Source organism: Undibacterium parvum, assembly GCF_003955735.1.
GTDB classification, from domain to species: Bacteria; Pseudomonadota; Gammaproteobacteria; order Burkholderiales; family Burkholderiaceae_D; genus Undibacterium; species Undibacterium parvum.
Window position 1 is genome coordinate 3937454 of sequence record NZ_CP034464.1, and the last position, 22007, is coordinate 3959460.

At 48.2% G+C, this 22007-nt stretch carries 15 protein-coding genes; 8 read left to right on the forward strand and 7 right to left on the reverse strand.

The window, feature by feature from the left end; translation table 11 throughout:
* Positions 1-124: 124 nt before the first annotated feature.
* The gene (locus tag EJN92_RS17235) at positions 125-1534 is read right to left on the reverse strand and encodes an MBL fold metallo-hydrolase RNA specificity domain-containing protein (RefSeq protein ID WP_126129996.1); all 1410 of its coding nucleotides are present in this window, start codon (positions 1532-1534) and stop codon (positions 125-127) included.
* Positions 1535-2022: 488 nt separating this feature from the next.
* Here EJN92_RS17235 and EJN92_RS17240 point away from each other — a divergent pair, with 488 nt between their 5' ends.
* The 4 genes from EJN92_RS17240 (at position 2023) to EJN92_RS22100 (ending at position 8126) form a co-directional block, all read left to right on the forward strand.
* Positions 2023-5094 (forward strand): ExeM/NucH family extracellular endonuclease, encoded by a 3072-nt coding sequence (locus EJN92_RS17240; RefSeq protein WP_126128946.1) that lies wholly within the window; start codon positions 2023-2025, stop codon positions 5092-5094.
* Positions 5095-5108: 14 nt separating this feature from the next.
* Positions 5109-5762 (forward strand): NF038129 family PEP-CTERM protein, encoded by a 654-nt coding sequence (locus EJN92_RS17245; RefSeq protein WP_126128947.1) that lies wholly within the window; start codon positions 5109-5111, stop codon positions 5760-5762.
* Between the two features lie 239 nt (positions 5763-6001).
* The gene (locus tag EJN92_RS17250) at positions 6002-6205 is read left to right on the forward strand and encodes a cold-shock protein (protein WP_126128948.1); all 204 of its coding nucleotides are present in this window, start codon (positions 6002-6004) and stop codon (positions 6203-6205) included.
* 214 nt (positions 6206-6419) lie between these two features.
* Positions 6420-8126 (forward strand): methyl-accepting chemotaxis protein, encoded by a 1707-nt coding sequence (locus EJN92_RS22100; RefSeq protein WP_126128949.1) that lies wholly within the window; start codon positions 6420-6422, stop codon positions 8124-8126.
* A 72-nt stretch (positions 8127-8198) separates the two neighbouring features.
* Here the strand turns inward: EJN92_RS22100 and EJN92_RS17260 are convergent, their stop codons facing one another.
* Positions 8199-9107, reverse strand: a complete 909-nt coding sequence (locus tag EJN92_RS17260; RefSeq protein ID WP_126128950.1) for a LysR family transcriptional regulator — start codon at positions 9105-9107, stop codon at positions 8199-8201.
* Positions 9108-9326: 219 nt separating this feature from the next.
* On the opposite strand from EJN92_RS17260, the gene EJN92_RS17265 reads away from it, so the two are divergent.
* A complete protein-coding gene (locus tag EJN92_RS17265; protein WP_126128951.1) occupies positions 9327-10010 on the forward strand; it encodes a haloacid dehalogenase type II in 684 nt (227 codons plus the stop codon).
* A gap of 60 nt (positions 10011-10070) precedes the next feature.
* Entirely contained in the window at positions 10071-11657 is a 1587-nt protein-coding gene (gene aceB, locus EJN92_RS17270; RefSeq protein ID WP_126128952.1) for a malate synthase A, read from the forward strand.
* Between the two features lie 101 nt (positions 11658-11758).
* Here aceB and EJN92_RS17275 read toward each other — a convergent pair whose 3' ends face one another.
* The 3 genes from EJN92_RS17275 to EJN92_RS17285 form a co-directional block, all read right to left on the reverse strand.
* Positions 11759-12031 carry an oxidative damage protection protein gene (locus tag EJN92_RS17275; RefSeq protein ID WP_126128953.1) on the reverse strand — a complete coding sequence of 91 codons (273 nt, stop codon included), beginning with the start codon at positions 12029-12031 and terminating at the stop codon, positions 11759-11761.
* Between the two features lie 87 nt (positions 12032-12118).
* Positions 12119-13429 (reverse strand): amino-acid N-acetyltransferase, encoded by a 1311-nt coding sequence (argA, locus tag EJN92_RS17280; RefSeq protein WP_126128954.1) that lies wholly within the window; start codon positions 13427-13429, stop codon positions 12119-12121.
* Positions 13430-13593: 164 nt separating this feature from the next.
* On the reverse strand, positions 13594-14745 hold the full coding sequence (locus tag EJN92_RS17285; protein ID WP_126128955.1) for a tetratricopeptide repeat protein: 1152 nt from the start codon (positions 14743-14745) through the stop codon (positions 13594-13596).
* Between the two features lie 137 nt (positions 14746-14882).
* Between EJN92_RS17285 and hrpA the strand changes: the two genes are divergently transcribed.
* Positions 14883-19001, forward strand: a complete 4119-nt coding sequence (gene hrpA / locus EJN92_RS17290; protein WP_227869592.1) for an ATP-dependent RNA helicase HrpA — start codon at positions 14883-14885, stop codon at positions 18999-19001.
* A gap of 231 nt (positions 19002-19232) precedes the next feature.
* Here hrpA and tagH read toward each other — a convergent pair whose 3' ends face one another.
* Positions 19233-20483 (reverse strand): type VI secretion system-associated FHA domain protein TagH, encoded by a 1251-nt coding sequence (gene tagH / locus EJN92_RS17295; protein WP_126128956.1) that lies wholly within the window; start codon positions 20481-20483, stop codon positions 19233-19235.
* Positions 20484-20917: 434 nt separating this feature from the next.
* Here tagH and EJN92_RS22105 point away from each other — a divergent pair, with 434 nt between their 5' ends.
* Positions 20918-21379, forward strand: coding sequence for a helix-turn-helix domain-containing protein (locus EJN92_RS22105; protein WP_322348665.1), 462 nt, complete (start codon positions 20918-20920; stop codon positions 21377-21379).
* Positions 21380-21465: 86 nt separating this feature from the next.
* Here EJN92_RS22105 and EJN92_RS17305 read toward each other — a convergent pair whose 3' ends face one another.
* Positions 21466-21996, reverse strand: a complete 531-nt coding sequence (locus EJN92_RS17305) for a TssQ family T6SS-associated lipoprotein (protein ID WP_126128957.1) — start codon at positions 21994-21996, stop codon at positions 21466-21468.
* Positions 21997-22007: the final 11 nt, after the last annotated feature.

Genomic DNA, 22007 nt, shown 5'->3' on the forward strand with positions numbered 1-22007 from the left:
GCCATCCCGCAGCCCCATTATCCATGCGCCTTTCCAGCATGCTTGCCGGCAAACCCGCATGGGATATGCGCGGCGGGGATGTTGTTAAAAAAACACGAATGGTAATCCATGCCAGTAAGCTCAGTTAGCTGCGCTTTAAGGGCGGGCGGTCGGTCTTGCATGAGACTATCTTTTTACTTTCTATTTGGTAGCAGCTTAAATGCTCAGGTACCTCGCAAGCCCAGTTTAGCTCTCGTTCTATTTTGATGCGCAAAGCGTCTGCCGCAGCCGGTTCGCCGTGCGTGATGAAACTGCGCAGTGGTGGGTTTTTGATGTGTTTTAGCCAGGCGATGATTTCTTCGCTATCGGCATGCGCGGAGAGACCGTCTATCTTCACCACCTTGGCTCTGATGCGTATGTCTTGCCCGTGAATGCGCACGAATTGCGCGCCGTTGACCATGCTTTCACCGCGCGTGCCACCGGCTTGATGGCCGCAAAAAAGAATCGCATTTTTATCGTCGGGCGCCATGTTTTTCATGTGATGCAAGACCCTGCCGCCGGTCGCCATGCCACTGGCAGAAATGATCACCTTAGGCCAGCGTTCATTGTTGAGGCGCTTCGACTCTTCTGGCGTTTTGATGCATTTTGTCATGGCGATCATGCCATCGACTTCGTCTTGCCGCAATTTTAAGCCCCCCGCAAAGTGTTGGTAAATGCTGGTGGCGCTGTCTGACATAGGGCTGTCGAGGTAGATGGGGAAGTCGGAAATTTGCCCGCTCTGACGCAGTTGATACAGTAAATATAAGAGTGTCTGCGCCCGTCCTACGGCAAATGAAGGTATCAATACCGAACCGCCACGATGTACGGTGGCGTTGATGATTTCTTTTAATTGCTGGTCTGGCTGGATTTTCTCGTGCACACGGTTGCCATAGGTCGATTCGACGATCAGGTAATCGGGCTGGCTTGGAATCCCCGGAGTTTGCATGATGCTGTCATGCGGTCTGCCGATGTCACCGGAAAATAAGAAATGCCGGCCCTCGACATGGCAGTCTATGCTGCAAGATCCTAAAATATGCCCATTCGGCAGCCATTTTGCGCTGATATTCGGGCCCAAATCTAGCGCTTCGTTTGGCTTGATCACAGCAAACTGCTTGAGTGCCAAATTGGCGTCGTCTAGCTCATACAGTGGCATCGCCTGGGGGTGTTTGGAGAGATGATGGCGGTTCAGATAACCTGCCTCTTCCTCTTGCAGGCGTGCCGAATCGCGCAGCAATAATTTGCACAATTCATAGGTGGCTTGGGTGCAGTAAATTTTGCCACGAAAGCCGCGCTTGACCATTAAGGGGATGTAGCCAGAGTGATCAAGATGGGCGTGGGTCAGCAGGATGGCGTCGATGCTGGCTGGCGCGAAGGGTGGGTCTTCCCAATTACGTAGGCGTAATTGTTTGTAGCCTTGAAATAGACCGCAATCGACCATGAGTCGCATTTCATCGGTTTCGATGAGATAGCGTGAGCCTGTGACGGTGCCAGCGGCACCGAGGAAGTGGAGCTTGATCACCTGCGTCTCCTTAGAGTGAAGGGCGTACTCTCATCCTAGGCTAGCTAGTCTGGAGCCGATTGATCCTGGTCAATGATTGCTTAATCAAGATTGGTTACAAAACACATAGGGTACGTCCATGCCACTTCATCACGGCGCCTAGTTTAGGCACTTAATTTAGCTTTCCCCGATTAAACCTCAGTTCCGCTATGTTGCGAAATTGCCAAAGTAATCAAGAGGTCATAAATTGTTTCGATAATAATTGAGCAAAAAACATTTTCATGGCGAGGATGCAATGAAAATCAGTTTTTTGTCGTCGATATTCAATAGTAGAAGCACCCTGTAAGCCCGTTCCATTCGCAGCAACGTAAGCTCAGTTTCAATTTTAGTTTCAATTCCATGGTGGCATTTGCCGCTAACACCAGTTTGTTCTTTAGACGGTTGGAACGCATGCCTACGCGTTTCCAGCCACCCTAGCTCCAACAATTGCGTAATTAGGAAATCAAATGCCACAAAATTTATTATTCAATCAAACTGCGAGAGTGCGCGCAATCGATTGCGGACAGCAATTACCCCGTCAGCGTAATGATCATCGCCTCACAGTGCTGGCCGCTTTATTGGCTGGTTTGACAGTTGCTGCATCTGCCGCCTCTGCTGCTTCAGATGTGGTAATTAGCCAGGTCTACGGTGGCGGTGGTAATTCCGGAGCCGTGTACAAAAATGATTTTATCGAATTGTTTAATCGCGGCGCCAATGCGGTCAGCATGAATGGCTGGAGCGTGCAATATGCTTCGGCCACTGGCACTTCGTGGCAGGTGACGACACTGCCCAATTTGACCCTGCAAGCTGGCCAATATTTACTGGTTCAGGAAGCAGCGGGTAGTGCTGGTAGTGCCAACTTGCCGACGCCCGATAAGCTCGGAACGATCGCTATGTCGGGTACTACCGGCAAGGTCGCGCTAGTCAATAGCATCACTGCGATTACCAGCGCAAGTTCGCCCGCGGTACTCGACCTAATCGGCTTCGGTCCGACTGCCACTGCCTTTGAGGGCAGTGCCCCGGCAGCCTTAAGCTCGAATACCAATGCGCTACTACGCGCTAACGATGGCTGTACCGACGAGAATCAAAATGCGACGGATTTCTCGGCACTGGTGGCGGCCCCGCGCAATAGCGCCAGTCCCTTGCATGCCTGTGGCACGGCTTCAAATACGGCGATCGTTACCAATTGTCCTGCCAGTCTGATGCTAGCAGCGAATGTCGGTGGCAGTATTAATCTAAGTGCCAGTGATCTCGATGGACAAGTCAAAGCGATCACTTTGGCCAATGGGAGTCTAGCGGCATTTAGTTTGGCCGGTCTGGTGCCAGCCACTACCGTGGGCGCGATTGCGAGTGTTAATTTAAACGTTGCAAATACGCTTGGCCTTGGTAGTTACCCAGTAGTGATCAATTTTGCCAATGATCAGGGCCAAACGGCTACTTGTACTGTGAGCGTTGTGGTTCAAGCGGCAAGCGGCATTACCCATACTATTCCGCAAATTCAAGGAAGTGCCGCTACTAGCCCTTATGTCGGAAGCACGCAAACCACCGAAGGTGTAGTCACCCTGCGTATGGCGAATGGTTTTTACATGCAAGATCCTCAAGGTGATGGTGATCCGACTACTTCGGACGGTATTTTTGTTTTTACTAGTACCGCGCCAGCAGTTGCTGTCGGCGATAAATTACGCGTGAGCGCGAAAGTGCAAGAGTTTGTTGCTGGTGACGCCAAGCGCACGATTACCCAATTGACTGCGCCTAGTGCCATCATTACGCTCAGTAGTGGTAATAGCCTTACTCCGACCAATATCAGCCTGCCCTTGGCGAGTGCTGACGAATGGGAGCGTTATGAGGGGATGTTGGTGCGCTTCGTGCGACCTCTGGTGGTGTCGCAAAACTACTTTTTGGGCCGTTATGGACAATTAAGTTTATCTGGCACTCGTCTGGAAAAACCTACCAATCGTTACCCGGCGCGCTCGCCTGAGGCGCAAGCCGCTGCCGCAGCCAATCTGGCTAATTTGATCGTGCTCGATGATGCTTCATCAGCACAGAATCCTAACCCCGCACCCTATCTGGGCGCTGACAATACGATACGTGCTGGTGATACGGTATCGGACTTGGTGGGTGTCGTTGATTTCGGCCTGATCACTTCGGGTAACCCTGGCCCTACAGGCTACAAGCTGCAACCGCTTGGTGTGCCGGTTTTTTCACGCGACAACACACGTAGTGATGCGCCTGAGATTTTGAGTGGCAATCTGAAAGTGGCGAGTTTTAATGTCTTGAATTTTTTCAGTACTTTTACCAATGGTGCAACCGTCGATGGTGAAACTGGCCAAGGCTGCAAACTTGGTACGAGTATCGCTGCTAGTAACTGTCGCGGTGCCGATAATCTGAATGAATTTAATCGCCAACGCGCAAAAATCGTAGCCGCCATGAAGGCGATAGATGCCGATGTATTCGGGTTGATGGAAGTGCAAAACAACGGCAACATCGCGCTTTCCCATCTGGTGAATGGTTTGAATGCTGAGATTGGCAGTGCCGCATACGCGTATGTGCCTGTCACGGCGAGTACCGGCAGCGATGCAATTCGGGTTGCCATGATTTATAAAACCGAAAAATTGAAGTTGGTTGGTGCCGCCTTAACCGATGCTGATGCGATTAATAATCGGCCACCTCTGGCGCAAACTTTTGCGCTGGCCAACGGCAAGCGTTTTTCCGTGATCGTCAATCATATGAAATCGAAAGGGAGTTGCCCGAGCGATGGTAGTTTGAATCAGGATCAAGCGGACGGGCAGGGCTGTTGGAATGCCTTGCGGGTGCAGCAGGCCGAACGGTTGGCGAACAGCTTCATTCCACAGGTACAGGCAGCGGCGAATGATAATGATGTGTTGGTGATTGGTGATCTCAATTCCTACGGTGCTGAAGATCCTATCTTAAGTTTGCAAAATGCCGGCCTGGTGAGTGAGATCGAGCGCTTCATACGCCCGCATAGTGCTCCGTACTCCTATGTTTTTGATGGCGAGTCCGGTTATATCGACCATGCTTTGACCAGCAAATCTCTCAGCGAAAAAGTGATTGGGGTCGCTGAGTGGCATATCAATGCCGATGAACCTTTGCTGATTGATTACAACACTGAGTTCAAAGTGCAAGACTTATATACTGCGACGCCTTTCCGTTCATCTGATCATGATCCTGTCGTGATCGCCTTAAATTTGCAGCCACAGTTTGTCGATGTGAGTGCGCAGATCACTAGCCTTAGTTCTGGCTTAAGCTTTAATCGCAGCACACAGAGCTTCAACGGCACTTTGACGATCACGAATATCGGCGGCGTTATTTTAAAGGGACCTTTCCAGGTCGAATTGAATGGTTTGACCGCCGGTGTCACTCTGCTCAATGCAAGTGGCAATCACAATGGCTCAGCCTACCTGAGCTCGGCGATTAACAGCTTGGCTCCGGGGCAGTCGATTAGTCTTCCCTTGGTTTTCCGCAATCCAAATAAAGTCGGCATCACATATCAAACCAGCGTTTTTTCTGGCAACTTCTAATTCAAGGATAATTCATGAAATCTTTTTTCAACTTAAAACAAATTCGCCATCTGATTTGTGCGCTGGCTACTATGGGTTTGATGCTCAACGCAAGTGCAGATAGTCAATACCATGTAGTGCTCGATACGACTAAGCTGATCGGTAGCGGTTGGTTGGATCTGCAATTTAACCCAGGTCAAGCCGGCGCCACCTCTGCCTTTGCAGATCTGACTCATTTATCGAGTAAGTATCCATTCGGCGATAGCCCTATATTGACGGGCTTAGTCACTGGTGATTTGAGCAATAAGGCAGTATTTTCAAATCAAAGTGCGTATAACGATTTGTTTCAGGCTTTGAACTTCGGGCAGGTCATCAGCTTTGATCTGCGCTTTAGCGGCGCATTTTTGAATACCCCAGGTTCTTTCGGAACCAGCTTCGGGCTCTCTTTGTATGGCGCAGATCAGCAGAGCCTACTTGGTAATCCAGATCCTGTAAGTGGAAGTCTATTAACATTTGAGTTAATGCCTGCTGCTAATGCCGGACAATTCGGCAAAGTGACACCGCTGGTATTTGATAATGCAATGCTCAGTGTCAGCGCAGTGCCTGAGCCGGCAGAGTGGTTGTTGCTGCTAGCCGGATTTGCAGTGCTGGCAGCTTTCACGCAAGTTCGTCGCGGGTGTATTGACTGATCTGACTTCTAATGCGCGGGTTTTGTGTCGAAATCAGCGCATTAGAAAGCTAAGAAAGTAATAAAAAGAAGTAAAATGAGATTGTTTTCATTTAAATTTACTTTATTGTGAATTTATGAGTATAATCAGAACATCGTTGAGATTCTAGGTAGTAGTGCAGTATCAGTCTGTCATTCCTTACTTGGTTGAAACGATCTATCGGGCAAATGCCCACATTAACTGAATAATAGGAAATTGTAATGGCAACAGGTATTGTTAAATGGTTCAATGATTCTAAAGGTTTTGGTTTCATTACTCCAGATGAAGGCGGCGAAGATCTGTTCGCTCATTTCTCCGCGATCGTATCCGCAGGTTTCAAATCTTTGAAAGAAAACCAACGCGTTTCTTTCGACGTGACAACAGGCCCTAAAGGCAAACAAGCTTCTAACATCCAAGGTATCTAATAGATCCCAAAGATGTAACTTGTTAAAGTTGCTCAAATTGAAAATCCCCGACATGTCGGGGATTTTTTTTGCGCAAAAATTTGTATTCGGATAAATAGAAATTAACTATACTGGAAGGGTATTTTTTATATTATTGCTGAATATCAATATTTGAATTGGATTTTCTTGTATCCTGTTTTTATCTAAATAAGACCTATAACACGAGAGAAATTTTATGTTCAATGTGACGATTAAATTGCGGCTAATCGCAACCATGTTTTTTATGGGGATTATGCTGACCATAGGTGGGGCGATGGGCGTATATGGTGTTAGCAATAGTAATGCTGTTATTCGAGAAATTTTCACCAATCAACTTCCTGGTGTGCAAAATTTAGGCGACTCGGGAATTCTACAGTTGCGCGCACGTACGGCAATTAATCGGGTGATTGCGCATCCAGAAGATCCGGGTGCTGCGGATACTATTAAACGGGTTGAAGGGTTTTTAGCTAAGTCGGAAGAACATTGGAAAAAGTATTTGGCTTTGCCACAGGAGGCCGACGAGAAAAAACTCTCCGATACCGTGGCTGCCTCAAGAGAAAAATATTTGAAAGAAGCCTTTTTGCCTATGCTTGCCGCAGTTAAGGCCGTTAATATGGGCGAGGCCGATAGGTTGAATATGGAGGTGGTTCCATCCATGTATTCTGCTTACTCTGAACAGGCTGCGAAGCTCAGTGAATTTCAAATTTTTAATGCAGAAAAACAATTCAAAACTAGTCAAGATGCCTTCAAGCTATTTTTATGGGTCGATGTCATCGGGGTTCTAGGCGGCTTGGTGGCGGTGTTTGTTTCGGCCTTTTTCTTATTGCGTGCGATTTCAAATCCTTTAAAAGAAATGTTGTTGCGGTTTGATGAAATAGGTAAGGGAGATTTATCCAATCGAGTTGTCGTCACTTCTACCGATGAAATGGGGCAGTTGCTGTCTGGCTTGGAAAATATGCGACAAAGTCTAGTGCAAACTGTCACAGTGGTGCGTCAGGGCAGTGCTTCAATTGCGCTCTCGTCGGCGGAGATTGCGACTGGGAATATGGATTTGTCCGGAAGAACTGAGCAACAAGCGGCTAGTCTGGAAGAAACCGCATCCTCAATGGAGGAGTTGACCTCGACTGTGCAGCAAAATGCAGATAATGCCAGGCAAGGGAATGCTTTGGCTCAGACTGCATCCGAAGTGGCTAGAAAAGGTGGTCAGGTTGTTGGTGACGTAGTTCATACGATGTCATCGATCAAAGATAGCTCGAAAAAAATTGTCGATATTATCGGTGTTATTGATGGTATTGCGTTTCAAACCAATATTCTTGCATTGAATGCTGCAGTTGAGGCTGCGCGTGCGGGTGAGCAGGGGCGTGGTTTTGCGGTTGTTGCTAGCGAAGTGCGTAATTTGGCGCAACGTTCTGCTAGTGCTGCCAAAGAAATCAAGGCTTTAATTGATGACTCAGTCAATAAGGTCGAAGTTGGTACTCGTCTGGTTGATGATGCTGGTAAAACCATGGATGAAATTGTGATGTCTATCAAAGGTGTCGCTGACATCATGGCTGAAATCACTGCCGCCAGCGCCGAGCAAAGCGATGGCATCTCGCAGGTAAATATAGCAATTACCAAAATGGATGAGGCGACTCAGCAAAACGCTGCCTTGGTAGAGCAAGCGGCTGCAGCTGCCGGTAGTATGGAAGAGCAGGCGAATAACTTGAATACGGCAGTCAGTATTTTTAAGCTAGATGCTTCTGACTCGAAGTCATCGTCTTCATTGAAGCCGCTTAGTAAGCCGGCATCTCCAGTGAGACCTGCTGCCGTAAAAAACAATTTGAAATCCATCAGTAATAATGCGGAACCGCAAGTTAAACGCGCTACTGCTAAACCTAAAGAAGATGACTGGGAAGAATTTTAACTTGTGAAATTTTTCTAAGTAAATGCCCATAAAAAAAGCAGGTGAATATTGCACCTGCTTTTTTTATGGGTCTTATGTTTTTTTCTGCCAGTAGTGTGGGTCACTATAAGCGTGTCGTAAAAAATCGACAAACGCACGAATTCTTAATGGCAGATGGCGGCGCTGTGCAAATATGGCGTAGATGTCGTTGCCAGGGGCATTAAATTCATCTAACACGGTGACGAGTTTTCCCGCCTCGATTTCACTACCAACTTCCCACATCGAGCGCCAGGCCAAGCCTTTGCCTGAGAGCGCCCAGTCATGCAATACCTCGCCATCATTGCACACCATATTGCCATCGACTTTGATGATCATATTTTTGCCATTTTGCCTGAAAGTCCAGCCGCGTTGGCTGCCGTCACCGCTAAAAGCCAGGCAATTGTGAGTGCTTAATTCATCTAAACTAAGCGGTGTTCCATGCCGTTTAAGATAACCGGGTGAGGCCACTACCACGCGTTTGTTATCAGCTAATTTGACCCCGATAAGATTGGAGTCTGTCAAAGAGGCGATACGTATCGCCACATCGACTCCTTCACCGATTAAGTCGACCACTCTATCGTTGAGACTTAATGTTAGTTTAACTTCTCTGTGTTCGCTCAAAAAAGAAGGAACAAGTGGCGCGATGTGTTGGCGGCCAAAGCCTGCTGGTGCAGAGATCGTTAGTTGTCCACTGGCGCGAGCACTGCGTTCCGAGACCGAGGTTTCCGCCTCTTCCAATTCTGTCAAGATGCGCTGGCAATCTTCAAGAAACGCGGCACCCTCGTTCGTCAAAGCTATTTTTCTAGTCGTTCTTTGCAGTAATTTAACTCCTAATCTTTCCTCTAATGCGTCTAGTCGGCGGCCTATCATGGCTGGTGCAACTCCTTCAGCGCGAGCTGCAGCTGATAGGCTGCCACGTGTGGCAACTTCGGCAAATGTTGATATTTGTTTGAATTGGTCCATAGCGCGTTTGTGTGGATAGTATTTGAAAGTGAGCACTCTATTGTTACAAAAATAGAGGGTTTAATCAATAAATCGCTTCATCTTTAACTAAAACGCAAAGATAAAGTGATAAATCTAGGCGGTTTTTACTAAATTAAATGAATATACTGGCACTGTCGGTTTTAAAGGATAGTTTTCTCCGCCGTTTTAATACTTTGTTCACATGCCAAGGTTTTCTTTATGACTATTCAAGCAATTACATTTGATGCTTACGGCACACTGTTTGACGTGTACTCCATCAGTGAGTTGAGTGAGAAAATTTTTCCTGGTAGTGGTGCCAGTTTGGCGGAAATGTGGCGCGATAAACAGATTGAATACACGCATTTGCGCAGCATGTGCAGTATGTATAAACCTTTTTGGGAAATTACTCAGGATGCCTTGATATTCTCATGTCGTCGTTTGGGCTTACGTTTGGATTTGGCTGGGCAGAATGCCTTGATGGGGCAATATGCGCGATTACATGCTTTTCCAGAAAATTTATCTGTGTTGCAACAATTGCGAGCGAGAGGGTTAAAACTAGCGATTTTGTCGAATGGCAATTTGCAAATGTTGCAATCAGCCGTTGATGCCTCGTTAATGCAGGGCGTGTTTCATCATTTATTGTCGGTCGATGTTGTGAAAAAATTTAAAACATCGCCGGAAGCGTATCAGTTGGGTCCGGATGTTTTTGGCATGCCTGCAAAAAACATACTGTTTGTTTCTAGTAATTGTTGGGATGCCTGTTGTGCCACTTGGTTTGGCTACACCACGTTTTGGGTAAATCGCACTGCGGCACCTCTGGAGGAATTGGGGGTGGCGCCGCACGGTGAGGGGCGCACATTGGCTGATGTCATCGCCTTCGTCGAGAAACTTAACCCTGCGTAGGCGCGCTTACAGAATATTTTTTATTTCACGTTTTATTTTTTTAAACTTATGGAGAGCACGATGACTCAATTGACATTGCCAGCAGGCATGCAAATTACCGGTGAAATTAAAGCTGGCTTTGAACAAATATTGACACCCGAGGCGCTGGCGCTGGTCGCCAAACTGAGTCGCGCGTTTGAACCGCGCCGTCAGCAATTGCTGGCTGCACGTGTGGCGCGCACTGCGCGTTTGGACGCGGGTGAGTTGCCAGATTTTCTGCCTGAAACTAAGCACATTCGTGACGGTGACTGGAAAATCGCTCCGATTCCTGCAGCACTGGAATGTCGCCGTGTAGAGATCACAGGTCCAGTCGAGCGCAAGATGGTTATCAACGCCTTTAACTCTGGCGCTGATAGTTACATGACGGACTTTGAAGATTCAAATACGCCGAACTGGGACAACCAGATCACAGGTCAGATCAATATGCGTGATGCGGTACGCCGTACCATCAGCATGGAACAAAATGGCAAGAGCTACAAACTGAACGACAAGATCGCAACTCTGGTAGTGCGTCCACGTGGCTGGCATCTGGATGAGAAGCATGTGCTGGTGGACGGTAAGCGCATCTCCGGCGGTATCTTTGATTTTGCCCTATTCCTGTTTCATAACGCTAAAGAACAATTGGCACGCGGCGCCGGCCCTTACTTCTATCTGCCTAAGATGGAATCGCATCAGGAAGCGCGTTTGTGGAATGATATTTTTGTTATGGCGCAAAATGAAATCGGTCTGGCACAAGGCACTATCAAGGCGACAGTCTTGATCGAGACTATTCTGGCGGCCTTTGAAATGGATGAGATCCTGTACGAATTGCGTGAGCATAGCTCAGGTTTGAATGCCGGACGCTGGGATTATATTTTCTCCTGCATCAAGAAATTCAAGAATGACAAAGACTTCTGCCTGGCTGATCGCGCCAAGGTAACTATGACCGCACCATTCATGCGCTCGTATGCCTTGTTGTTGCTGAAAACCTGTCACAAGCGTAATGCCCCTGCTATTGGTGGTATGGCAGCACTGATTCCTATCAAGAACGATGCTGAAAAAAATGAAATCGCCATGGGCGGTGTGCGTAACGATAAAGCGCGTGATGCAACTGACGGTTACGATGGCGGTTGGGTAGCACATCCAGGTCTGGTTGAATTGGCGATGACTGAGTTCAAGAAAGTCTTGGGCGATGCACCTAACCAGATCTCCAAACAGCGTCCGGATATTGAAGTGACTGCGAAGGATTTGTTGAGTTTCCAACCTGAAACTCCGATTACTGAAGCTGGCCTACGTTATAACATCAACGTCGGTATTCATTACCTAGGTGCCTGGTTGGCGGGTAACGGTTGCGTACCTATCCACAATCTGATGGAAGATGCTGCGACCGCAGAGATCAGCCGTTCACAAGTTTGGCAGTGGATACGTTCCGATAAAGGCAATCTGGAAGATGGTCGCAAGATCACTGCCGATATGGTGCGCGCAATGATTTCGGAAGAATTGCTTAAGGTAAAAGAATCCGTAGGTAGCGGTGCAACTTATGACCGCGCTGCGCAGATTTTTGAAGAAATGTCGACCTCAGAAGATTTCGCCGAATTCCTGACTTTGCCGCTGTACGAAGAAATCTAATTAAGGTTTCTGGTAAAAATGTTTGCCCGGTTCGCCGGGCAATAAAAAAGCGACCCGCCAGTTCAGAACTGCAGGTCGCTTTTTTTTGCAGAAATTCTTGCTTATTCTGCTGGTGGTATGTAACCCATGGCGGCATCCGCGCCTTCTCCAAAGAAATGCTTTTCCATTTGTGTTGCCAGGTATTTACGGGCACGCGTGTCTGCCAGATTCAGGCGATTTTCATTGACCAGCATGGTCTGATGCTTGAGCCAGCCAGCCCAGGCTTCTTTTGAAACGTTTTCGTAGATCCGTTTGCCGAGTTCGCCTGGATACGTAGGGAAGTCTAAGCCTTCAGCGTCTTTATCTAATTTAATGCAGTGGACCGTGCGGGCCATAATGGTAACTCCTATGAATTAATCTTGCGATGGTGAGAATTATACGGTGTATCCGTTATTGGTATTTGTTGATGTAGACGAGTCAAATTATAGCTGCTTGATCAGTACCAAGGATTTACGCTGCCAGTTATACATTTGTTGTCTATCTTTTGGTAGATCGTCGACTGTTGCGCTCACAAACCCACGTTTGAGGAACCAATGCGCAGTGCGTGTGGTGAGCACGAAAAGTGAGTGAAAACCGGCACGGCGCGCACGTTTTTCCATGTGTTTTAAAATGCGCTCTCCGTCACCTTGGCTCTGTACTTCTGGATTGACCGTCAGGCAAGCCATTTCTCCCATTTTTTCAAAGGGGAAGGGATATAGCGCGGCACATCCAAAGATTACGCCGTCATGTTCTATGACCGAGAAATAATTGATTTCGCGCTCCAGTAGCTCACGTCCCCGTTTCACCAGGGTGCCATCGGCTTCCAATGGTTCTATCAGTTTAATGATCCCGCCTACATCTTCTATCGTCGCTTCTCTGAGGCTTTCCAGGTTTTCTGATGACACCATGGTTCCGACGCCGTCATGGGTGAATAGCTCTAGTAAAGCCGATCCATCGGTTTGGTAAGGGACTATATGTATCCTCGGGACGCCTCCACGCGAGGCTTTAATCGCGTGCTCTAAATAGAAAGCGGAGTCTGCAGGTAGATAAGAGTGTTTTAATTCTTGCTCAGCCTGAATAAAGGAAAGCTCGCGTATCTCATCGCCATCCTGATCAACCATCATCGGTGTCTCAGAGATGAAAATTAATTTATCAGCGCGCAAAGCAGTGGCTGCCGAAACGGCCACATCTTCCATGGTCAAATTGAATGCTTCACCAGTCGGTGAGAAGCCCAATGGCGAAAGTAATACCAGGTTGCCAGCCTCCAAAATGGTGTGAATCGTATCGTAGGCAACCTTGCGGGCAACGCCCGTCAATTGAAAATCAACGCCGTTGACTATGCCTATGGGTTTGGCAGTGACGAAATTGCCGGAAATAATGCGTATGGCCGAATGTGCCATCGGTGTATTCGGCAAGCCCTGACTAAATGCGGCTTCGATATCGAGGCGTAGTTCACCAGCAGCTTCTTTTGAGCATTCTAGGCCTGCAATATCGGTAATTCGTATCCCGTTATGGAAATGACCTTCGACGTTACGCAGCGCCAGTTGCTCCGCCACTTGTGGTCGTGAGCCGTGTACGATCACGATACGTATTCCTAGTGCATGCAATAGAGATAAATCTTGTGCAAGGACAGGAAGAGCACCTGCCATCACCAGTTCACCAGGAAATGCGACGACGAAGGTCTTGCCCCGGAATGCATGAATATAGGGCGCGACTGAGCGCAACCAATGAACGAATTGAACAGAATTTTCCATGGACGAATTATAAACTGAGATAGCCAGAGAGAAAGGCAATACGGTGCGCGAATACCGATTTACTTGGAGCTAACACAGAATTTTTGTCGGGATTTTAAAACGGATGGAATCAAAGCCACTAACTTGCTCAAGTTGGTCCGATGAGACGCATACGAAATGACTGATTAATGTCCGCCACGGACTCTAATTTTGTCTAACTTGGCGCTATACAGTTTGTAACTGTCGCTATTGGTGCTGTTATCTTTTGCAAAGTTTAACTGTTCTGTAGCAAGCTTAAATTCGCCTAAATTGAGATGCGCTAATGCCAGCCAGAAATGCAGTTCGTGATAATAAGGATCTCGTTGCAATTCTTTCATAAAATGTTTTTTTGCATCGAGGTAATCACCCTGACTCATGGCTGTTTTGCCTAATTTAAAGTAATAAAACGGCGGTGAAGGTTGTAACTCCTTTAGCTGAATGCGCCATGCATTCGCCTCAGCGACGCGCCCTTGTTGCTCTAAAACGCTGGCTAAATTATGCATGGCAGTCGTGTTTTTTGAGTCGCGTGACAAGACAGATAAAAAATTTTGTTCAGCTTGTAAAAGATTGTCGTGCCGCATATAGATCACACCCATGGTGTTGTAAGCACTTAAAAAATCAGGATCTCTCAACATCGCGTCGCGGGCAAACCAGTAAGCCTCCTCGACTAAATTTTCAGCCAATAGCTCAGCGGCACGGTTGTTCATATACATGGCTAGAATAGCTTTTTCCTCAATTGGCCTGGTCTTCTGACCGAGTAGGTCAGCCGGAGGGAGAAAATCTATCGTTAAGGATTCGCTACTATCGTAACCCGCACGCCAAATATTCGATTTTTTACCGAGAACGATATTGACATGACCTGAAGCGAAATGAAAATCGCCATTACTACTCCATGCTTGTTCGGTATCGACACTTTGATATTGCACTGTCAGATTGAGTTGTTTAGCAAACGCAGCAGTCATTATGACCAGCGATAGGCAATTTCCAGATCTAGTCTCAAAAGTCTGGGTCGCCTTTTTTGTCATTATTGAATCATATTCAATGCGCAAACGCGATTGATCGCGCAGCGCCTCAAATAGCGCTTGTTGAGTATTTTTATTGAGCGCTTGCTTGGGGACTGTCGTCTCTAAATACAGGCGCATTTCATCGCTCAAACTGAAGATGCTCTCTGCATCTATCTTTGTTTGTGATGCCGTAAAAAGATGGTCATTGAGTAAGCGACGCGTGTCCAGCGCTGCTTTTGGGCTAGCGCAGCCGAGCATGAGAAGTGAGAATATCGTGACGATTAGATAGCGCATTTAAACTCTCCGCATTTTGCGCACTTCATTTAAACCCTTTATGCCAGTATCCTCGTGCGCAATGCCTCTGTCAAACTACTTAGAATTGTCTCTCAATGCACTGTCCCGCCTTAAAATCTGGGATAATGCGCAGCGATATGCCAGCCAATACTCCACCTAAAAAAATCGTCCCGAAATCTGAATCCTTAGCGCTAACCGGGATGTCTGACTTACGTCAGTTGCGCGATCAACTTAGAGATAGTCGAGCCCCTCTTAAAGAGAGCACTGGCTTGTCGGGAAAAGCGAAATCGCCGCAGGCCGCTCCAACTCGTTCTAAGGATGTGAGCCTTGCAGAGAAAAAAGAATCTGCATCTGGAGCTCCTGGCAGAAACGCCATAGAAAAAGCGACCAGCAAAACTACATCGATACCAGCGGTGCTGCCGGGCCTGCCGGTCCTACCATTTCGTAATCCGCCCCCTGTTATCACCTACCCGGAAGAATTGCCGGTTTCAGGTCGGCGTGCTGAAATAGCCGAAGCCCTGAAAAAACATCAGGTCATCATTGTTTGTGGTGAAACCGGCTCTGGTAAAACCACGCAATTACCAAAAATTTGTCTGGAACTAGGGCGCGGGCAAGCCGGAATGATAGGGCATACTCAGCCACGTCGTATCGCTGCATCGTCGACTGCCAAGCGCATCGCACAAGAGCTCAATTCTCCTTTAGGTGAACATGTAGGTTTTAAGGTGCGCTTTAATGACACCTTGACCAAGGGCGCATCTGTCAAGCTGATGACCGATGGTATCTTGCTGGCCGAAACGCAAACCGATCCGCTACTCAAACAATACGACACCATCATCATTGATGAGGCGCATGAGCGCAGCTTAAACATTGATTTTCTGCTTGGCTATCTGAAGCAAATTTTGCCTAAGCGACGCGATCTCAAACTCATCATTACCTCGGCCACTATCGATGCTCAGCGGTTTGCCACTCATTTTGCCGATGCCAGTGATAAACCAGCGCCAGTCATCGAGGTCTCGGGGCGCTTGTATCCGGTAGAGATACGTTACCGCCCAGTGCAAAATGATGAGAAGGATAAAGAACGCGATCTGATGACCGCCATCACCGATGCGGTTGATGAGTTATGTCGCGTGGGTTCTGGCGATGTATTGGTGTTTCTGCCAGGAGAGCGCGAGATTCGCGACACAGCGGAAGCCTTGCGCAAGCATCATCCAGCGCACGTAGAGATTTTGCCGCTGTTTGCGCGCTTGTCGGCCCAAGAGCAGGAGCGTGTCTTCAAGGTTTCTAACGCGCGCCGTATTGTGCTAGCGACTAACGTCGCAGAGACTTCTTTGACGGTGCCAGGGATACGCTACGTGGTCGATGCTGGGCTGGCGCGTGTCAAGCGTTACAGCTATCGGAATAAGGTCGAGCAATTGCAGGTGGAGGCGGTCGCCCAATCTGCCGCCAATCAAAGAGCTGGTCGTTGCGGCCGTGTCGCGGCCGGTGTCTGCATCCGCCTATACGAAGAGCAAGATTATAATAATCGGCCTAAATTTACCGAGCCAGAAATCATGCGCTCGTCTTTGGCCGCTGTTATCTTGCGCATGAAGTCCTTGCACCTGACCGATGTTGAGAGCTTCCCCTTCATAGAGCCACCACCGGGCCGGGCGATTGCAGACGGTTACCAGTTGCTGCAAGAGTTGGGTGCTATGGATGAGGGTAATCATCTCACTGCCGTCGGTAGGCAACTCGCAAAATTGCCGTTGGATCCGCGGGTCGGTCGCATGATATTGGCGGCACGCGACAATCAAGCGCTGAGTGAAGTATTGATTATTGCTGCCGCTTTATCGGTACAAGATCCGCGTGACCGCCCTATGGAAGCGCAAGCGGCGGCCGATGCCGCACATAAAAAATTCGCCGATGAGAAGTCCGAGTTTCAGTCTTATCTGAAAATTTGGAAATGGTTTGAAGAAGCCATAGAGCACAAAAAAACTAACCGACAATTACAAGACAATTGCCGTGCCAACTTCCTCAGTCAGATGCGTTTACGCGAGTGGCGTGAGGTGCATAGCCAATTACTGACTATCGTCAAAGAACAGGGCTGGCGCCTGAACGAAAGCCCCGCCACGTATGAGCAATTACATCTCTCTTTGCTGACTGGCTTACTCGGCAATATAGGCTACAAGTCCGACGAAGAGGCGCATTACCTGGGCGCGCGCGGTATCAAGTTCTTCATCTGGCCAGGCTCTAGTCTGGCAAAAAAAGCCGGGCGATGGGTGATGGCAGCAGAGCTGGTCGACACCACGCGTCTGTATGGGCGTTGTATTGCGCAGATACAACCGGAATGGCTGGAGAAAATCGGGGGGCATTTACTCAAAAAATCATACGGAGAGCCGCGCTGGGAGAAGCGTGCGGGCCAAGTATCGGCTTTTGAGCGTGCCACTCTGTACGGTCTGGTGGTGTATAGCCAACGCCGCATACAGTATGGTTTGACGCATCCGGCTGAGGCGCGGGAGATTTTCATTCGTGATGCCCTGGTCGCCGATGAGCTCGATACCCGCTTGTCTTTTTTTGCGCATAATCAAAAATTGGTGCGCGAGATAGAAAATCTGGAGCACAAGTCACGTCGCATCGATGTGCTGGTCGACGATGCACTGATCATCGCTTTCTACGATAAATTGATACCGTCTGGCGTGTATAACGCCGTCTTGTTGGAGCAATGGTATAAAGAGGCAGTCAAAGAAAATCCCAAGCTGCTGTATTTGAATAAAGATGAGTTGATGCGGCACGAGGCGGCGGGTATTACCACCGACCTGTTTCCCAAGACCATGCAAGTGTCCGGCGTTGCGCTGCAGCTGAGTTACCATTTTGAACCGGGTAGCCCACGCGATGGCGTGACTCTGAGCATCCCTTTGTTTTCGCTGAATCAGGTTTCCAGCGATCGCTGTGAATGGCTGGTGCCCGGCATGCTCAAAGAAAAAGTGCATCTGCTGATTAAGTCACTGCCACAAAAGATTCGTCGTCATTGCGTCCCTTTGCCGAATTATGCAGCAGGATTTTGCGAGCGCAAGGAGTTCGGTTCAGGAAACTTCCTTGATGCTGTGATCGCCGATATACGCGAACAGACTGGCCTGATCTGTATGAGCACCGATTTTAAATTTGAGACGGTGCCTGTGCATCTGACCATGAATTTTAAAATTGTTGATGAACATGCGCGTCAATTAGAGATGGGGCGTAATCTGGCTAACTTGCGCGCTGAATTCGGCGGGCAAGCGCGCGAAAGTTTTCAACGCATCGCCAGCGCCGAAAAACTCAGTTTGCTCGATACTGGTAAAACCAGCTCTGCAATGCCAGAGAGCAATCCTGCCCGCGCCGGCGGCAAGCCAGCCCAGTTAGGTGCAAGCGCCAAGCCAGCAGTCACCATCACGCAAGAAAACCTGAGTGGCTGGACCTTTGACAGCCTGCCAGAATTACTCGAAGTACAGCAAGGTAAACAAACCTTGATCGGTTACCCGGCCCTGGTCGATAAAATCACGCATTGCCATATCGAAGTCTTCGATGATCCTGACGAAGCAGCGCGCATTCATCGTATAGGCTTGCGCCGTTTGTTTGCCTTGCAGATCAAAGAACAAGTCAAATTTCTTGAAAAAAATATCCCTGGCTTACAACAAATGGGGATGCAATTTATGGCTTTGGGTTCGCAAGAAGAATTGCGTGAGCAGATCGTGCAAGTGGCACTGGAAAGTGCCTTTTTGCAGCAGCCTTTGCCAAGTAACTCTGGTGAATTTAATCAACGTCGCGATGCCGGCAAAGGCAGGCTGAATTTGTTAGCCAATGAAATCGCCAGACTCGCCGCCCAGATTTTGGCTGAATATCATGGTCTACCGAAAAAGCTGCAGGCACTCAAAGCCCATCCGCAAGCCGCAGCCGATATGCAAAGCCAATTGCAGATGCTGGTCAGCAAGCGCTTTATTGCCGACAATGACTTTACTCAGCTAGCGCAATTTCCGCGTTACCTGAAAGCCATGACGGTGAGGATGGATAAGTTGCGTGCCGATCCTGCGCGCGACGCCAAGCTGATGCTAGAGTGGAATTCGGTCGCGCAGCCCTGGCAACGCACCCCGCGCAAGACCGGGCCAGATGCTGATCCTAAGTTGCAAGAGTTTCGTTGGTTGTTGGAAGAGTTGCGAGTGTCGCTCTACGCGCAAGAGCTTAGAACCCCGATGCCGGTTTCTGCCAAGCGTTTGCAAAAAGTGTGGGAGAGTATGCAAAGGTAGTTTGCCCTACCGTGCATCGCCAGTGCGCAATAGCCATGCGGCTTGTACGGCAGGGTGGCTGGACGCGCATATTCCATGCGCCTTTCAAGCCAGGCAGGCTGGAAACCCGCATGGAATATGCGCAAGCGGCCTATGCCAGGGGCGGTCTAAAGTTCAAAGTGCGCCAGGAGTAGGAGCGCATGCAAGGCTAGCTCGCGCAGATTTGCGCTATACCGCTAGCTGTCTAGCTATCTAGCTATCTTGAGATTGATTTGCTTTCGCTACTTCTTTTTCGTAAGCACTTTGAAAATTTGCCCCATACTTGTTCTGACTATCGAAGTCGGCTTTTGCTTGCTTGGACAGTCGTTCATGGTAAGCAGAGAAATCATCCCACATCTTGGCTTTTTTTCGACTGGGATTAAATCGATCCATCAGGTTTGCTGCCTGACTATTTTCTGAGAAATTGGCCGGTTGTAATTGCTCAAGCTGCGCGTTGAGTTCGGCCTTCATGCCAGCCATCAATCCTAGTTGATGGCTGTTTAAATCTAAGAACGTGTCTGCGATGGCTTCTTTTGGCGTCATAAAGCCAGGGATTTTTTTTCCCAACATTTGCGTCAAGATACTCTGACTGTCTGGGAAAAATTTCATAGGATTGTTTTTCTCTAATACGACTACCGTCAAATCGCTGCAGACCTCGCGTTTCAGTAGCGCTCGTTGAGAGATCAAATCCACACTACCATCGATTAATCCCTTCAGTAGTTCTCCTATGGTCTGCATGAGTTGCGGGGTCAGGCCAGACTCAATGTTCTCCTTCGATAGTCCCGCCCCCTTGAGTAAAGCTAAAAATAATTCATCGGATGGTTCGGGAGCATCTTCAGCTTTTATCGTTAGCTCGGTTTTTGTAATTGCTCGCGGAATGGAAGCTGTCTTTGCAGCTGAACTTGCAGCTGACTTTGATGCTGTATTCGAAATGGTACTCGTGCGTGCTGGCTCGCTTGATCGCCCAATTTCATTGAGCGCCATGAAGTCGCTTTCTCTACGTAGCAGAAAATTGGGTGGAGTGAGCCGCGCTGTCAGGTCGGTTGCGAGCGAGGCCTCCATCTTCGTCATTTGTTTTTTTGCAGGCAATACTGATTTTCGTATTTGATTTGATGACGGCAGTGAGTTGCTGGCGCTAAGCGCATCAACCCGTAATCGATACAAGCCAATTTGAATTTGGTCGCCGGGTGCTATCGCGTACTCGCGCTCCGGAGTTATTTCTTGCTCGTTGATTAGAATTGGATTGGCGAGACTTAAGTTGATCAGAGTGTGGCGGCCGCCCTCACTTTTGACTGATGCCTGAAAGCGCGACACATAGTGCCTGGGATCTGCTAGCACCAAAAAATTTTCTTCATTGCGACCTATGCCCCTAGGCTTAGCGTCGAAAATCGCCTTAGGAGCAGGGAGTAAAGGTGCATTGTTATACGATATTGCGACTATCTTAATCATCAAATTACTTTGCAAACAATGTTCCAGTGATCGATGCAAGCAAGTTTTAATGTGATGAATAAACCTGAACTCGCTGTGCTGTTCCAGCTAATATCATAATTGGCTTATTCTCTATGCGCGTGGGAGGCTGCAAACTTTTACGAAAATTACAAAATTATTACAAATAAGCAGATATGTTGAAATTGAACTCCATTAAGCTTTAGCCTTGCTGGAAATTTCTATCATCTGTCTATCAGTTGTCTATGAATGCAACAGTAAAAAGCCTAGTTCTGACTGTCACAGGATAAAAAGGGTGGCGCATGGGGTCGTCGACAGCATGGGTAAATTAGGAAAACTAGGCCTAGTAAACACGCTGCTGCTTGGTCGCGCATGTTGCGCCTGGTGTGCATTGAAGTTTAAAGTTGCGGAATTGAATTTTGCAAGAGAGGTTTTTGATGGGTGAGACTGGTTTGAACGACACAATTGTCCCGGAAGTAGCTGCTTCCACGGCCTACACTGATTTAATTGGTTCGCGTTTAGGCGAACCGATTTCTTCTAAGTTAGGTCAGGCTGATATTGAAAAAAAAGCCCTGCCTCCTGGGTTGCAGTTGATGGAGGCACGTACCGCAATGGGTTTGACTGTAGAGGCGATCGCCGCACAGCTTAATTTGGCGGCGCGCCAAATTAGGGCAATAGAAGCGGACGATTATGCGGCCTTGCCTGGACTTGCAACGACTCGTGGTTTTTTTCGGGCCTATGCAAAATTGCTCAAACTAGATGCGGTTCCCTTGTTGGCCTTAATCCCGAAAGAAACTACCCAGAAAGAAGGCGGCTTAACGAGTAAGCGTGAACGGCGCACTTTATCTCGGCCTATATTATTCGGCATTGCCATCACAGTATTGGCCTTGCTCGCTTTGATTAAATACGTCTAAGTTCAAGAAGTTTGGAGCGCCAAAGATTGTAAGCGGAGCAAGCGGATGTGCTTCAAAGGCCACAATTTTTGCTTTGCAATGAAAGTCTATTTTGTTTGCGCGGTTTTGGATCGTGAAAACTCTGGGCCCCAGATTGGATGGCCAATTTCTGCAGTACTGAGCTTAAAGTTTGGATCTAGTTTAAATGCTCTATCAAATTGTTGACGGCATAGTTGTGCTTTGGCCGTGACACAATAACTAAATGCCGAATACTTCAGGGCATCTAGCTTGATTGCCTTATTCTTGCTAGTCACAATCGCTGGTGATCCCAGTAATTTTATAGCGCCATTGTAATCACCGTTATTGTACAAAAGCACTCCGTCTTTAAGTGCTTGAGCATCGGCCGCGCTATTACTTGCGGTGACGGTACTCGCAGCGGCCGAGGCACTAGTCGGATTAGCTGTGGCGCTTACAGGTGCGGTCGTTTCCGATGAGCTAGTAGCGGTTTTGCTCTCTTTGGCTTTTGCCGGTGTTTTTGTTGCGGTGGATTTTGGAGCTGTGTCGCAGCCTAGCAGCAATACACTGGCTAAGGCAAAAATGCAGGTCTTTGCAAGGCGACTGAAGTAAAAGTATTTCATCTCAGGATAGA

What these genes read in the sequence shown, in the direction of transcription:
- EJN92_RS17240 (WP_126128946.1), top strand. Translation starts at nt 2,023, where the DNA reads ATGCCACAAAATTTATTATTCAATCAAACTGCGAGAGTGCGCGCAATC.
- EJN92_RS17245 (WP_126128947.1), top strand. Translation starts at nt 5,109, where the DNA reads ATGAAATCTTTTTTCAACTTAAAACAAATTCGCCATCTGATTTGTGCG.
- EJN92_RS17250 (WP_126128948.1), top strand. Translation starts at nt 6,002, where the DNA reads ATGGCAACAGGTATTGTTAAATGGTTCAATGATTCTAAAGGTTTTGGT.
- EJN92_RS22100 (WP_126128949.1), top strand. Translation starts at nt 6,420, where the DNA reads ATGTTCAATGTGACGATTAAATTGCGGCTAATCGCAACCATGTTTTTT.
- EJN92_RS17260 (WP_126128950.1), bottom strand. Translation starts at nt 9,107, where the DNA reads ATGGACCAATTCAAACAAATATCAACATTTGCCGAAGTTGCCACACGT.
- EJN92_RS17265 (WP_126128951.1), top strand. Translation starts at nt 9,327, where the DNA reads ATGACTATTCAAGCAATTACATTTGATGCTTACGGCACACTGTTTGAC.
- aceB (WP_126128952.1), top strand. Translation starts at nt 10,071, where the DNA reads ATGACTCAATTGACATTGCCAGCAGGCATGCAAATTACCGGTGAAATT.
- EJN92_RS17275 (WP_126128953.1), bottom strand. Translation starts at nt 12,031, where the DNA reads ATGGCCCGCACGGTCCACTGCATTAAATTAGATAAAGACGCTGAAGGC.
- argA (WP_126128954.1), bottom strand. Translation starts at nt 13,429, where the DNA reads ATGGAAAATTCTGTTCAATTCGTTCATTGGTTGCGCTCAGTCGCGCCC.
- EJN92_RS17285 (WP_126128955.1), bottom strand. Translation starts at nt 14,745, where the DNA reads ATGCGCTATCTAATCGTCACGATATTCTCACTTCTCATGCTCGGCTGC.
- hrpA (WP_227869592.1), top strand. Translation starts at nt 14,883, where the DNA reads ATGCCAGCCAATACTCCACCTAAAAAAATCGTCCCGAAATCTGAATCC.
- EJN92_RS17305 (WP_126128957.1), bottom strand. Translation starts at nt 21,996, where the DNA reads ATGAAATACTTTTACTTCAGTCGCCTTGCAAAGACCTGCATTTTTGCC.